This window comes from Martinezella lusitana (genome assembly GCF_014207095.1).
GTDB lineage: Bacteria > Pseudomonadota > Alphaproteobacteria > Rhizobiales > Rhizobiaceae > Rhizobium > Rhizobium lusitanum_B.
The window spans coordinates 17,175-30,718 of record NZ_JACHBG010000039.1; the positions used below are offsets into that span (position 1 = coordinate 17,175).

At 60.0% G+C, this 13,544-nt stretch carries 13 protein-coding genes; 11 read left to right on the top strand and 2 right to left on the bottom strand.

Annotated elements, in window-relative coordinates:
* Positions 1 to 201 precede the first annotated feature (201 nt).
* From GGD46_RS32620 to GGD46_RS32645, 6 genes are all read left to right on the top strand, one after another.
* Complete coding sequence (locus tag GGD46_RS32620; RefSeq protein WP_184711376.1) at positions 202 to 411, top strand: SlyX family protein; 210 nt, start codon at positions 202 to 204, stop codon at positions 409 to 411.
* Positions 412 to 530: 119 nt separating this feature from the next.
* Positions 531 to 1,283, top strand: a complete 753-nt coding sequence (msrA, locus tag GGD46_RS32625) for a peptide-methionine (S)-S-oxide reductase MsrA (protein ID WP_184711378.1) — start codon at positions 531 to 533, stop codon at positions 1,281 to 1,283.
* 131 nt (positions 1,284 to 1,414) lie between these two features.
* Positions 1,415 to 2,338 carry a bestrophin family protein gene (locus GGD46_RS32630; protein ID WP_184711380.1) on the top strand — a complete coding sequence of 308 codons (924 nt, stop codon included), beginning with the start codon at positions 1,415 to 1,417 and terminating at the stop codon, positions 2,336 to 2,338.
* A 64-nt stretch (positions 2,339 to 2,402) separates the two neighbouring features.
* Positions 2,403 to 2,942, top strand: coding sequence for a sigma-70 family RNA polymerase sigma factor (locus GGD46_RS32635; RefSeq protein WP_184711382.1), 540 nt, complete (start codon positions 2,403 to 2,405; stop codon positions 2,940 to 2,942).
* Entirely contained in the window at positions 2,929 to 3,699 is a 771-nt protein-coding gene (locus GGD46_RS32640; RefSeq protein ID WP_184711384.1) for an anti-sigma factor family protein, read from the top strand. The genes GGD46_RS32635 and GGD46_RS32640 overlap by 14 nt, the downstream gene beginning before the upstream one ends.
* 22 nt (positions 3,700 to 3,721) lie before the next feature.
* On the top strand, positions 3,722 to 4,438 hold the full coding sequence (locus GGD46_RS32645) for a Bax inhibitor-1/YccA family protein (protein ID WP_184711386.1): 717 nt from the start codon (positions 3,722 to 3,724) through the stop codon (positions 4,436 to 4,438).
* Between the two features lie 399 nt (positions 4,439 to 4,837).
* Here GGD46_RS32645 and dgoD read toward each other — a convergent pair whose 3' ends face one another.
* Complete coding sequence (gene dgoD, locus GGD46_RS32650) at positions 4,838 to 5,986, bottom strand: galactonate dehydratase (RefSeq protein WP_112502608.1); 1,149 nt, start codon at positions 5,984 to 5,986, stop codon at positions 4,838 to 4,840.
* 31 nt (positions 5,987 to 6,017) lie between these two features.
* Positions 6,018 to 6,812 (bottom strand): FadR/GntR family transcriptional regulator, encoded by a 795-nt coding sequence (locus tag GGD46_RS32655; RefSeq protein ID WP_313206354.1) that lies wholly within the window; start codon positions 6,810 to 6,812, stop codon positions 6,018 to 6,020.
* A 334-nt stretch (positions 6,813 to 7,146) separates the two neighbouring features.
* Between GGD46_RS32655 and GGD46_RS32660 the strand changes: the two genes are divergently transcribed.
* The 5 genes from GGD46_RS32660 to GGD46_RS32680 all read left to right on the top strand — a co-directional run bounded on the left by GGD46_RS32660 (position 7,147) and on the right by GGD46_RS32680 (position 13,398).
* Positions 7,147 to 7,578, top strand: coding sequence for an OsmC family protein (locus GGD46_RS32660; protein WP_184711390.1), 432 nt, complete (start codon positions 7,147 to 7,149; stop codon positions 7,576 to 7,578).
* 115 nt (positions 7,579 to 7,693) lie between these two features.
* Complete coding sequence (locus GGD46_RS32665) at positions 7,694 to 8,173, top strand: hypothetical protein (protein WP_184711392.1); 480 nt, start codon at positions 7,694 to 7,696, stop codon at positions 8,171 to 8,173.
* 230 nt (positions 8,174 to 8,403) lie between these two features.
* Entirely contained in the window at positions 8,404 to 9,012 is a 609-nt protein-coding gene (locus GGD46_RS32670) for a TetR family transcriptional regulator (protein ID WP_184711394.1), read from the top strand.
* 59 nt (positions 9,013 to 9,071) lie between these two features.
* Entirely contained in the window at positions 9,072 to 10,220 is a 1,149-nt protein-coding gene (locus GGD46_RS32675) for an efflux RND transporter periplasmic adaptor subunit (RefSeq protein WP_184711396.1), read from the top strand.
* Positions 10,221 to 10,242: 22 nt separating this feature from the next.
* The gene (locus GGD46_RS32680) at positions 10,243 to 13,398 is read left to right on the top strand and encodes an efflux RND transporter permease subunit (RefSeq protein WP_184711398.1); all 3,156 of its coding nucleotides are present in this window, start codon (positions 10,243 to 10,245) and stop codon (positions 13,396 to 13,398) included.
* Positions 13,399 to 13,544: the final 146 nt, after the last annotated feature.

Consider the following 13,544-nt stretch of genomic DNA (forward strand, 5'->3'; position numbering starts at 1 on the left):
TGCAAAAGGGGATTCCCTTCAAACCGACGCGTCTCTGCGCTCTCTTTAGAAGGCGCCCATGTCAGGAAGGTAACGGGTCTTTTCAGCTGTTTTTCAGTTTTGTCACATCACCGTCAAACGATGCCGCCGCTGGCCATAGGCGAATAGGGGCCTGTACGCGCCGGGATCGGTGATATAGATCGCTGCCGAAGAGGATTGGATATGTCAGACGAACAGAGCCGCATCACGACACTCGAAGAAACGGTCGCTTATCAGGCGAAGACGATCGAGGAGCTGTCCGACCAGCTCGCGGAGCAATGGAAGGTCGTCGAGCAGACGCGCCAGAAGCTCGATCGGCTGACCGAGCGCTTCCTGACGCTCGAAGAACAGTCGCTCGACGCGCCTGCCATCACCAAGCCGCCGCACTACTGACCAGCGCCTGCGCTTCTTCACGTTTCGGTGTTACACGCGGGCGTGTGTAACAAAAGTGCCTGTCTTCCCGTATTCCTTTATGACCGGAGCATTGCCATTGCGGTCGAGAGGAAATCATCATGAAGACTCTATCGACGGATCTGATCCGCATTTATTCGGGACGTGTCACCCGCTTCGCCGGCCTTACGGCTGCGGCTGTCTTGCTTGCCGGCGTTGCGCTGCAACTTGTCGGCCGCGCCTCGGCTGACGAGGCTCGTGTCATCCCTGCGCCAAGCATGGATGAAAAGGCAGGATCTGCCGCCACGGAAACCGCGGTGCTTGCCGGCGGTTGCTTCTGGGGCGTGCAGGGCGTGTTCCAGCACGTCAACGGCGTCATCAGCGCGACATCGGGCTATACCGGCGGCAGCAAGAATGCGGCCCATTATGAAATGGTGAGCGGCGGCGACACCGGACATGCCGAATCCGTGCGCATCGTCTTCGATCCGCACAAGATCAGCTACGGCCATCTGCTGCAGATCTACTTCTCTGTGGCGCATGATCCGACCGAGTTGAATTATCAGGGACCCGACACTGGTACGCAATATCGTTCCGCCATTTTCCCGACCAGCCAGTCGCAGGCCGATATAGCCCACGCCTATATCGAGCAGCTCAATCACGCCAAGGTCTTCGACGCCAATATCGTCACCAAGATCGAGCCTGCGCGGCAGTTTTATGCGGCGGAGAACTACCATCAGGATTTCCTGACGACGCATCCAACCTATCCCTATATCGTGATCAACGATCTGCCGAAGATCAAGAACCTGCAGCATCTCTTTCCCAGTGACTACCGAGCCGACCCAGTTCTGGTGACTGCGAGCGCCGGCGCGAACTGACCAACGAAGTGATCGGCTGACCGGCGAGCGATGTCCGCCGGTCACGGCCGCCTTGCAAGAAATGCTCGTTACTCGCTGCGTGTCTGGTGTATTTCTGCGCGACCTGACATTCATCGAGAGTGCGCTTCGCCATGATCGTCCGCGACCGGCCGAATCTTTTCCAGCTTTTCTTCATCCTCCGCGGTTCGATCATCCGGCGCATTCTGCCGCAGATCATTGCCATCTTCCTCCTGTCCATGCTCATCGTCTGGGGCCATGAGGAGCGGCCGAACCTCATCATTTCCTTCAACGGTTCGGCGCTTTCGCTACTCGGCATCGCGCTTTCGATCTTCCTCGGCTTTCGCAACAATGCCTGCTACGACCGCTGGTGGGAGGGCCGCAAGGATTGGGGGCAGCTCGTCTATCTCACGCGCGGTTTCGCGCGCCAGACACTGGTGCTGGAGAGTGCGGGCGAAGCGGGCGTCGAGGCGCGCAAGAATCTGCTGCGCCTGACCATGGCCTTCGGGCAGGCGCTGGTCTGTCTTTTGCGGCCCGGCAGTGACGAGGGCAAGGTGTTGCGTCTGCTCACTCCGAGCGAAGCTGAGTTCTACCAGGCAGCCCGCAACGGGCCTGATCTCATTCTACGCCTCATGTCTGCCGATCTCGCACGACTAAAGGGGGCAGGGGCGATTTCGGATATCCAGTATCAGATGCTGGATATCACCATCGGCCAGATGGGGGCGGCGCAGGCTGCCTGCGAGCGTCTCCGGAACACGCCGCTACCCTTCGGCTATACGCTGCTTCTGCATCGCACCGCCTATCTCTTCTGCTTCCTGCTACCCTTCGGCTATGTCGATACGCTCGGCTGGGGCTCGCCCTTCGTCACGGCTCTGATCGCCTACACCTTCTTCGGCCTCGATGCCTTGGGCGACGAGCTGGAGGATCCTTTCGGCCGCCGTCCCAACGCGCTCGCCATCGGTGCTCTTGCCGACACGATTGAGATCAATCTGCGCGAAGCGCTTGGCGAAACCGATCTGCCGCCGCTGCCGCAACCGAAGGATTTCGTGCTGATGTAAAAAATCAGCAAAAAATATTCGTCGGCCATGGAATAGAAGCCGGAGTGCTTCCGTATATAGGTGTATGGAACGCAAAGGACGCACATTCGATGTTTTGGGGCAGCTCGGTTCGCTGAGACGTTACGCCCGCTCGCTCGTGCGCAATGCGGACGATGCCGAGGATCTGGTGCATGACGCGCTGGTCAAGGCCTATGAACGGAAAGCGTCCTTTCGGCGTGACGGCAATCTGCGCACCTGGCTGCTGTCGATCCTGCACAATGTGCATATCGACCGTATCCGCCAGAAGAAGTCGCTGAACCGTCGTCACGAGGAAGCGGCCGCCGAGATCGAGCCGGCATTGCCCGCATCGCAGGATCATACGGTGCGTCTGAGCCAGGTCCGCGAAGCTTTCTTCGGTCTGCCCGAGGAACAGCGCGAGGCGCTGCATCTCGTGGCAATCGAGGATCTTTCCTATCAGGAGGCGGCAGCCGCTCTTGGCATTCCTGTCGGCACGCTGATGTCCCGCATTGCGCGGGCTCGCGCCAGCCTGCGTAATTTCGAGGAGGCTACCTCCAAGGTTTCACATCTGCGGCTTATCGAGGGAGGCGGCAATGAAAAACGTTGATCCGATCATCGATACCGATCTCGACGCCTATGTCGATGGCGAGCTGTCGGTCGCGCGTCGTGTCGAGGTGGAGTCCTATCTTTCGGAGCATCCGGAGATCGCCGCCAAGGTCATGGCAGATATGAGCATTCGCGGCGAGTTGCGCATGGCGTTGGCCGGCGAAAGCCCGGTGCTCAAAGCAGAAACACGCGAAGCCGCACGACGGCTGGAGCGTGGGCTCGTCTACGGGCGCATGTTCAGCTCGTTCCAGCGGGTTGCCGCCGTTGCCATGCTGGTGACGACCGGTTGGGTCGCGCATACGTCCTTCGGCGCCTTTACTGCCAGCACGGTCAATGCCTCCGTACCGGCCCCGGCTTTCGTCGACGATGCGTTCCGCGCTTACAAGACGACGGCGGTGCGGGAAGAGATCAAGCCGCAAACGGCGGCCGAGAATTACAATCCGGAAGAAATCCGCGCATCGACGGCGATCGTCCTGCCGGATCTGCCGGGCGACTGGCGCGTCACCGACGCGCAGATTTATCCGTCCGAGTTCGGTCCGAGCGTCGAAATGATGGTCGACGCTGGCGAGGATGGGCATTTGTCACTTTTCGCCGTCCGTCCGGGCAATTTCGCCGTGCAGGAGGTCAATCACGTCAAGCGTGACGACGTCCAGGCTGCCTACTGGCAGATCGGTGAAGTCGCCTATGCGTTGATCGGTAACGGCAAGGCGGGGCAGCTCGATGGCGATGCCAAGAAGCTTGCCCGCAGCCTGTACTAGTTTGAATTAAAGGAGAACGACCATGAATCCGACCAATCCGCGATACGGCTACGGAGCCGGCGCAGGCTCGCAGGCGCTCTTCGACGAAGGTCTGCGCCAGCACATGCTGCGCGTTTATAACTACATGGGTATCGGTCTGGTCTTGACGGGTATCGTCGCGATGATCGTCGGCACGACGCCGGCGCTGTACGTGCCGATCTTCCAGACGCCGCTGAAGTGGGTTGTCATGCTGGCGCCGCTCGCCTTCGTGTTCTTCTTCTCGTTCCGCATCCAGACGATGTCGGCGAGCACGGCGCAGATGATGTTCTGGGCGTTCTGTGCCGTCATGGGCCTGTCGCTGGCTTCTGTCTTCCTCGTCTTCACCGGCACGAGCATCGCACGCACCTTCTTCATCGCCGCGACCATGTTCGGCGCGACCAGCTTTTATGGTTACACGACGAAGCGTGACCTTTCCAACATCGGCTCGTTCCTGATGATGGGTCTGTTCGGTGTGATCATCGCCAGCATCGTCAATATCTTCCTGGGTTCGAGCGCGCTGCAGTTCGCCATCTCGGTGATCGGTATCGTCGTCTTCGTCGGTCTGACCGCCTGGGATACGCAGAGCATCAAGGAACAGTATGCCGAAAACCACGATCAGGAATCGCAGCAGAAGCTCGCCGTCTTCGGTGCCCTGTCGCTCTACCTGAACTTCGTCAACATCTTCCAGCTGCTGCTGAACCTCACCGGCGAACGGGAGTAAGTCTGAAATTGCCTGCTTGAGCATGATCTCAGCTAAAGGGCACTCCACGCCTTTGGTGATCATGTTCTGGGAATGCGTCTCCCTGGGGGCTTGTTGAGACGCATGACGCGCCTGCAGTATCTGCGCCGATACTGCAGGCGCTATTTTTTTGAGGAACGGGAAATCGGCTCAACGCCAACATCGGGAGTTTCGCCGCACCGTTGAAGTGCGGCGAGGCCGACCTGATGAAGGAGGCCGGTTTCGCAGCCATCTTCGCCGCCGAGCGGCAAAGGGGAAAGGTGCCGGACTTAAGAAGAGCACTGGTCAAAGAAAAGGCCCGGTAGCGCAGATCTGCAGCAACCGGGCCTTCAATCATTTTGGAATGTCTGGCCCTTCGTCCGTCAGGAAAGGGCCATCATCCTACCACTCGGCAACGCTGCCGTCCTCGTGACGCCAGACCGGGTTGCGCCAGCGATGGCCTTCCTTGGCGCGCTCGATGACATAGGCCTCATCCACTTCGATGCCGAGGCCCGGACCCTGCGGGATCGAGACGAAGCCGTCGGCATAGTGGAACACCTCCTTGTTGGAGATGTAGTCGAGGATGTCGTTGCCCTTGTTGTAGTGGATGCCGAGGCTCTGCTCCTGGATGAAGGCATTGTAGCTGACGGCATCGACCTGCAGGCAGGCGGCAAGCGCGATTGGGCCGAGCGGGCAATGCGGGGCCAGCGCCACGTCATAGGCTTCGGCCATGGCCGCGATCTTGCGGCACTCGGTGATGCCGCCGGCATGCGAGAGATCAGGCTGGAGAATGTCGACATAGCCATCCGAGAGGACCGACTTGAAATCCCAGCGCGAATAGAGGCGCTCGCCAAGCGCGATCGGCGTCGAGCAATGATTTGCGATTTCCTTCAGCGCCTCGCGGTTTTCCGACAGCACCGGCTCCTCGATGAAGAGCAGCTTGTAGGGCTCGAGCTCCTTGGCGAGAACCTTGGCCATCGGCCGATGGACGCGGCCGTGGAAATCGACGCCAATGCCGATATAGGGGCCGATCGCTTCGCGGATGGTGGCGATGGTCTCGACGGCCTTTTCCACCTTGTCATAGGTGTCGACGATCTGCATTTCCTCGCAGCCGTTGAGCTTGATCGCCTTGAAGCCGCGGGCAACGACTTCCTTGGCATTGTTGGCGACGTCGGAGGGGCGGTCGCCGCCGATCCAGGAGTAAACCTTGATCTTGTCGCGCACCTGGCCGCCGAGCAGCGAATGGATCGGCTGACCGAGTGCCTTGCCCTTGATGTCCCAGAGCGCCTGGTCGATGCCGGCAAGTGCCGACATGTGGACGGCGCCGCCGCGATAGAAGCCGGCGCGATACATGACGTTCCAGTGATCCTCGATCAGGAAGGGATCCTTGCCGATCAGGTAGTCCTCAAGCTCGTGGACGGCGGCCTGCACGGTCAGCGCACGGCCTTCCACCACGGGCTCGCCCCAGCCGACGATGCCTTCGTCCGTCTCGATCTTCAGGAACAGCCACCGTGGCGGCACTATATAGGTCGTCAGTTTCGTGATCTTCATGGGATTGCTTCCACTTCGGCTTCGGATTGTATCAGCGGCGCGGTGCCGCGGAGGTCGGAGGTTCGGAATTTGCTTTTCGCCCGCATTCCGGCCCTCGTTCGGCGGCAAGGTCACGGGCGGCGAGATCGAGCATGCGATTGGCACAGTCACGGGCGGCGGCGCGGTCGCGCAGGCGCAGCGCCTCCACCAATTGACCGTGCACGACGATCGCCTCGTCGCGGCTGTAGGCGGCGACATTCGAGGCGTGCAACGCATATCTGAGGCCGGCATGCATGGCACTCGACAGGCGCCGGAACACCTGATTGTGGCTGGCGCTCAACAAGACTTTATGGAAAGTCACGTCGGCTTCGGTGAAGCTTTCGGGGTCGTGGCTGCTATCGCGCATCTGCCGCCAGGCGTTGTCGAGATCGGCAATTTCCTGGGCAGTGGCCCGTTCCGCTGCATATTCGGCAGCAGCAGGCTCGATGGTGCGGCGTGCCTCCAGAATGGAGCCGAGAATATCGAATGCCGCGATATAAGGACCCATCCATTCGAGCACGTCCTGATCGAGGATGTTCCAGTCGTCCTTTTCGCAGACGGAGGTGCCGATGCGCGGCTTGCCGCGTACGAGGCCCTTGGATTCCAGTACTTTAAGGGATTCGCGGATCACCGTGCGGCTGACGCCATACAGCGCGCAGAGATCGTTCTCCCGCGGCAATATCGAACCCGAGGGATAGCGTTCCGAGCAGATGTCTTCGGCGATCGAGGTTGTCACGTTCCTGCGGACGCGTGGTCGGCGCGCCGGCTCAGCCGCGGAGGCACGCCCCTGTCCTTCAACCGAATCCACCCTATCTCCTCCGGACCAATGTGCGCGCGGGACATATCCTGCGATGTCGGAGCCGATACCCAAGCGCATTTCCTATCGAAGCTAAGATACTCCAATCATCATACATTAGCAATGATATTGTATGATGATTAAATGGCATCAACCCATCGCGGACAGGAACAATTCGCTGTCTTGCGCTTTGTCGAAGTCGGCTACGTTCCTGTTATGGCGGCGTCGTCTTCGACGGATAGAAGGATTAGGATGTCCGCGCGGTGTGCGCAAATGCCGCCGCCGGATCATCGCGGGAGGCGAGGATTCTGCTTCCAAAACTCAGCTCAACGACAAGGAGGACGACATGCAGATCAATCGTACAGGTTCGGCTCAATGGTCCGGCGGTTTGAAGGATGGCAAAGGCCAGATCTCGACCCAGAGCGGCGCGCTCAACAATTACCCCTATGGTTTTGCCAGCCGCTTCGAAGGCGTCCCCGGCACCAATCCGGAAGAGCTGATCGGGGCTGCACACGCCGGCTGCTTCACCATGGCCCTGTCGCTGATCCTTAATGAGGCTGGTTTCACCGCCGAGAGCATGGAGACGACTGCCAAGGTCACGCTTGAAAGCGTCGAGGGTGGCTTTGCCATCACCGCAATCCATCTGACCTTAAAGGGCCGGATCCCCGGCGCCGACGAAGCCACGTTTACCGAACTCGCCAGCAAGGCCAAGGCTGGTTGCCCGGTTTCGAAGGCTCTCGCTTCCGTTCCCATCTCGCTGGAAGTTCACTCTGTCTGACAGGGCTGTTTCGGCTCTTTGCGCCGCGCTGGTTGGCGCGGCGCGTTTCGTATATATTCCGCATTCGGGCATTGGGCTGTCATTCATTGGAATGCGGTGCCCAGGGGAGGGGCGAATGTCAGGAATTCTCTTAATTCACGTCGTCATAAGCTTGATTGCCATCGTGAGCGGCATCGTTGTCGCGCAGGGCTTTCTTACCGCCAACCGTCACGACCGGTCGACGATGCTCTATATGGTCACGACCATTCTCACCAGCTTGACCGGTTTTCTGTTTCTGTTTCACGGTGTCACGCCGGCGATCATTGTCGGCAGCCTCTGTGTTCTCATTTTCATACCAACCGCGCTGGCGCGCTACAGGTTTCATCTCGCCGGCATCTGGCGGCCCGTCTTCGTGGTGGGTGCACTAGTGCTGCTCTTCTTCAACTGTCTGGTGCTGATCATACAGTCGTTTCAGAAGATACCGGCACTCAATGCGCTGGCGCCCAGCGGTAATGAATCGCCGATCGTTGCGGCGCAGCTAGCGCTGCTGGTGGTCTGCCTGCTTGTGGGCTATCTCAGCATTCGTCGCTTCCGCCCGAGACTTATAGGCATCTGATCCGGCTCCTACCGCTCGCACAGCAGAATTTGGGACGCTTCCGCGCGATTGCGCGGAACGTTTTGCGATCACTTAACCCTTGTTTCAGGTTGTCGGGCGCACCCTCGGCATATTCATTAGCATCCAAAAACTGCCTGCGGTTGTAGGCGATTTCGTTGACATCGGCGCCTTGATGGTTTACGAGTGACGAAAATTGAAAATCGTCACTCGTAAACCATCAGGTTCTGTTCATGCTCGATCTTCCCGATGTCAGCGCCGATCCTGCGCGCCAGGAAAACATCGCGCGCATTCTCGATGCGGCTGAAAAGCTCTTTCGTCACTACGGTTACAGCAAGACCAATGTGGCCGACATTGCCCGCGACCTCGGCATGTCGACGGCGAATATCTATCGTTTCTTCGGTTCGAAAACGGAGATTCATCAGGCCATTTGCGGGCGGATGCTTGAGCAGAGCTACCAGATGGCGCTTGCGATCCGCAAACAGCCGATCAGCGCGGCCGACCGGCTGCGGGCCTACACGATGGGTCAATACAGAATAACCGTGGAGAACATGCTCGATGAGCAGAAGGTCCATGAGATGGTCGTTGTCGCCATCGAACGCGAATGGCACGTCATCGAAAAATTTATCGAACGCATCCAGGAGCTGACTGGCGAGATCATCGCCGAGGGGATCGCCGCCGGCGAGTTCGTCGAGCAGGATCCGCATATCGCAGCCATGTGCTACGGCGCAGCGACCGTCAATCTCTGTCACCCGCAGATGGTGGCGCAGTGCCTCAACAAAACACATGAGGCCAGACCCGAAGACATTATCGAGTTCGCCATCAGGGCCTTGAAAAAATAACAACGCGCGCACCGGATGGCCGGCGCGCTTTCACTCTTTTGTTCGACTAGGAGAGCGACATGGTTTCGCTGACGACCAACACCCTACGGGCCTTCGCCGGCGCGGCTTTCATTGCCGCCCTCGGGCTCGGACTTTCTGGCTGCAATGAGAAGAAGGAAGAGACAGCGGAGGTCATCCGGCCGGTGAAGGTGGTCGAGATCGCCAAGGCGGATACGACACGCAAGCTCGATTATTCCGGTGCAGTCAAGGCGCGGACGGATATGAACCTCGGCTTCCGGGTCAACGGCAAGATCGTCGAGCGCAAGGTGGATATCGGCCAGAGAGTGAAGCCGGGCGACGTGCTCGCCCGCATCGATCCGACGGATTATACGCTTGCCGTGCGCCGCTCGCAGGCAAGTCTGGATTCGGCGGAAAAGCAGGTGCAGACGGCCGAGCTTGCCCGCAATCGTGCGCAGGCGCTGTTTGACAAGAATGTCACCTCCAAGTCGCAGCTCGAACAGGCGGAGCTCTCCTATGAGCAAGCCGTTTCGTCGCGGGATTCCGCTGCTTCCGCACTGACCGAGGCCAAGAATCAGGTTACCTATGCGGACCTGACCTCGGACATGAACGGCATCGTCACATCGATCAATGCCGATGTCGGCCAGGTGGTCGCCTCGGGCACTCCGGTCGTTACCGTCGCTGTTGATGGTGAGAAGGAAGTGCAGGTCGCGGTGCCGGAAATGGACATCGCCCAGTTCAAGGTCGGCAAGAACGTCAAGGCGCGCTTCTGGTCCGACTCGGCCCTCGTGCTTGACGGAAAGGTGCGGGAAGTTTCCGGCAGCGCCGATCAGTCGCGCACCTTCGCCGTGCGTGTCAGCCTGCCGAACGATGCGCGCGTGCTGCTCGGCATGACTGCGACGATCGAGGCGCTCGCCGACAATACCCAGCCCTATGTTTCCATTCCTCTGAGCGCGCTTGCGCAGAAGGACGGACAGAAGATCGTCTGGCTCGTCGATCGCAGCGCCGGCACGGTTCATTCCCGCGCCATCAAGGTTGCCGATTTCGCCGATGACGGCGTCAGGATCGCCGATGGCCTCAAGGCCGGCGATGTTGTCGTTGCCGCCGGCACGCAATTCATGACCGAGAACATGAAGGTCAAGCTTTCGGCTGCGTCAGCCCAGCAGGCCTCCGCTGAAACCAAAGCCGCTTCGGCGGATATCGTACGCTGACCCGGATCGAGGGGACGACATCATGTCCATCAATAGCACCTCCGGCGAGAGGAAGCGGTTCAATCTGTCGCGTTGGGCGATCGCCCATCCCAGCATTGCGCGTTTCCTGTTCGGGCTCATCATCATCGCAGGCGCGCTCGGCCTGACCCATATGGGCCAGAAGGAAGACCCGGATTTCACCTTCCGTGTCATGGTCGTGCAGACCGTGTGGCCCGGCGCTTCCTTGCAGGACATGGAAGACCAGGTGGTCAACAAGATCGAGCGCAAGCTGCAGGAAACGCCGCATCTCGATTGGGTCAAATCCTACACCCGCGCCGGCTTTGCCATCACGACCGTCCAGATCAAGGGCGATACCAACACGGCCGAGGTGAAGGATGCCTTCTACCAGATCCGCAAGAAGGTCGGCGACATCGGCAACGAGCTGCCGTCCGGCCTGCTCGGTCCCTATTTCAACGATGAATTCGGCGACACTTTCATCACGCTGCATTCGATCAGCGGCGACGGATATAGCTATCCGGAGCTGAAGAAATTCGCCATCCAGGCGCGCGATATGCTGCTTTCGACACCCGGTGTCGAGAAGGCCACCATCATCGGCGACCAAGCGGAGCAGATCTATATCGACGTCTCCTCCAAGGTTCTGGCCGAGCGTGGATTGACGCTCAACGACTTGAGAAATGCCATTGTCGGCCAGAACAATGTCGATCCTGCCGGCAATGTCGATACCAGCACGCGCTCGGTACGCATCTCGGTCGGGGGCGATGTCAACAAGATCGAAGACATCAAGAACCTGCGGCTGACCGCTGGCGGCCAGGTCACGCGCCTCGGCGACATCGCCAGCGTCACCGCCGGCCTGCAGGATCCTTACACCGCCAAGTTCCTCTACAACGGTCATCCGAGCGTGCAGCTGGGCGTCGTCATGGCTCCGGGCTTCAAGGTGACCGATGTCGGCAAGTCCGTCGAGGAGACCTACAAGCGCTTCGAAGCCTCGCTGCCGGTCGGCGTTCAAGTCGACCAGATCGCCAACCAGCCCGACGTCGTCACCGACGCCATCAGCGAGTTCATGCATGCGCTCGGCGAAGCTCTCGTCATCGTGCTGATCGTCTCGTTCCTGTCGATCGGCTGGCGCTCGGGTCTCGTGATCGCGATCGCCATTCCGCTGGTGCTCGCCGCCACCTTTGCCATCATGTACGAACTCGGCATCGATCTGCAGCGTATCTCGCTTGGTGCGCTCATCATCGCGCTCGGCCTCTTGGTCGATGACGCCATGATCGTGGTCGAGCTCATGGAGCGCAAGCTGGAGGAGGGGCTGGTGAAGCTCGATGCCGCCAGCTTCGCCTATTCCTCGACCGCTTTCCCGATGTTGACGGGTACGCTGATCACCACGGCCGGCTTCATTCCGGTGGGCTTTGCGGCATCGACGGCCGGCGAGTATGTCCGCTCGCTGTTCTACGTCGTCGGCATTGCGCTCGTCGTCTCCTGGTTCGTGGCCGTTTATTTCACGCCATGGCTCGGTTACATGATCCTCAAGCAGCGGCATCATGCCGGAGAGCATCATGACGTGTTCGATACGCGCTTCTATCGCCGCCTGCATTCGTCGGTCGCATGGGCGGTACGTCATCGCGTCATCGTCCTGCTTCTGACGCTTGCCGCCTTTGTCGGCAGCCTCTGGTCTTTCCAGTTCATTCCGCAGAACTTCTTCCCGCAGTCGTCACGTCCGGAAATTCTGGTGGACTTGTGGCTGCCAGAAGGCACCAGCATCAAGGAAGTCGAGCGCCAGGCTCAGGCTCTGGAAGCACGCATGGCCGACGATCCGGACAAGCGTTTCATCGCCACCTATGTCGGCCAGGGCGCGCCGCGCTTCTTCCTGCCGCTCGACCAGCAGCTGACGAACCCGAACTATGCCCAGCTGCTGGTCATGGCCAAGGATGAGCCGGCCCGCGAGCGGTTGATTGCCAAGATGCGCAACATTCTGGCAGAGGACTTCCCCGCCGTCCGCGGCAAGGTTGACCGCCTGTTCCTTGGTCCGCCTACCGGTTGGCCCGTGCAGATGCGCGTCATGGGTCCGGATCGGCAGGAAGTTCGCCACATAGCCGATCAGGTGAAGCAACGCTTTGCCCAGAATCCGCTGCTCGGCGCCATCCATGACGACTGGCTCGAGCAGGTGCCTGCCATGAAATTGGTCATCGACCAGGATCGTGCCCGCGCGCTCGGCGTCACCTCGCAGCGTATCCGCCAGATGCTGCAGGCCTCCATGTCCGGCTTCACGCTCGACAATTATCGCGAAGGCGAAGAAACCGTCGGGATCGTTGCCCGCGAGCCGGAGGAGAGCCGCCATCTGCTGACCTCGGTCAACTCGATCTATATCCCGACAGACTCGGGCGGTTTCGTTCCGTTGTCGCAGGTCGCCAAGATCGTGCCTGTCATGGAGCAGGGCATAGAGTGGCGCCGTGACCGTCTGCCGACCATCACGGTGCGGGCAACCTTGCCCGACAATGTGCAGTCGAACGACGTGACGGCCAAGCTCTACAATGACATGGCCGATCTTCGGAACAGCCTGCCGGCCGGCTACAAGGTCGAGATCCAGGGCGGTGCCGAAGACAGCGCCGAAAGCCAGGCCTCGATTGCCGCCAAGGCGCCGATCATGCTCGTCATCATCGTCGTGCTCCTGATGGCGCAGCTGCAGCACTTCGGCAAGGCGATGCTGGTGCTGGCGACTGGTCCGCTCGGCATCATCGGTGCGGCGGCAGCTCTCTTGATCAGCGGTGCGCCGTTCGGCTTCGTGGCGATCCTCGGCGTCATCGCGCTGCTCGGCATCATCATCCGCAACTCGATTATCCTCGTCGACCAGATCGACCAGGATATCGCGGCGGGGATGGAGCGAAGCGAGGCGATCATCGGCTCGGCCGTGCGTCGTTTCCGTCCGATCATGCTGACGGCGCTGACCGCCGTGCTGGCGCTGATCCCGATCTCGCGCGGCGTCTTCTGGGGTCCGCTCGCCTATGCGATGATGGGCGGTATCCTGGTGGCGACGATCCTTACGATCTTCGTGTTGCCTGCTGGTTATGCGCTGTTCTTCGGCCGCGAACCGAAGCACAAGTCGGCAGAGCCGCCAGCCAAGGATCAGGCCGAAGAGCAGGACAATACCATCCAGCTGCCGCCGGCTGTGGCGGCGGAGTAAGGCTCTTGAAAGACAAACCCCGGCTTCTGGCCGGGGTTTTCGTTTGGGTTGCCTAGAGCGGATCATTTCTTATCGGAATCGTTGCGGGATTCCCAAATCAGCAGATTTGTGATTGATCATTGATGCTGGAATGGAGGCCAGCATCA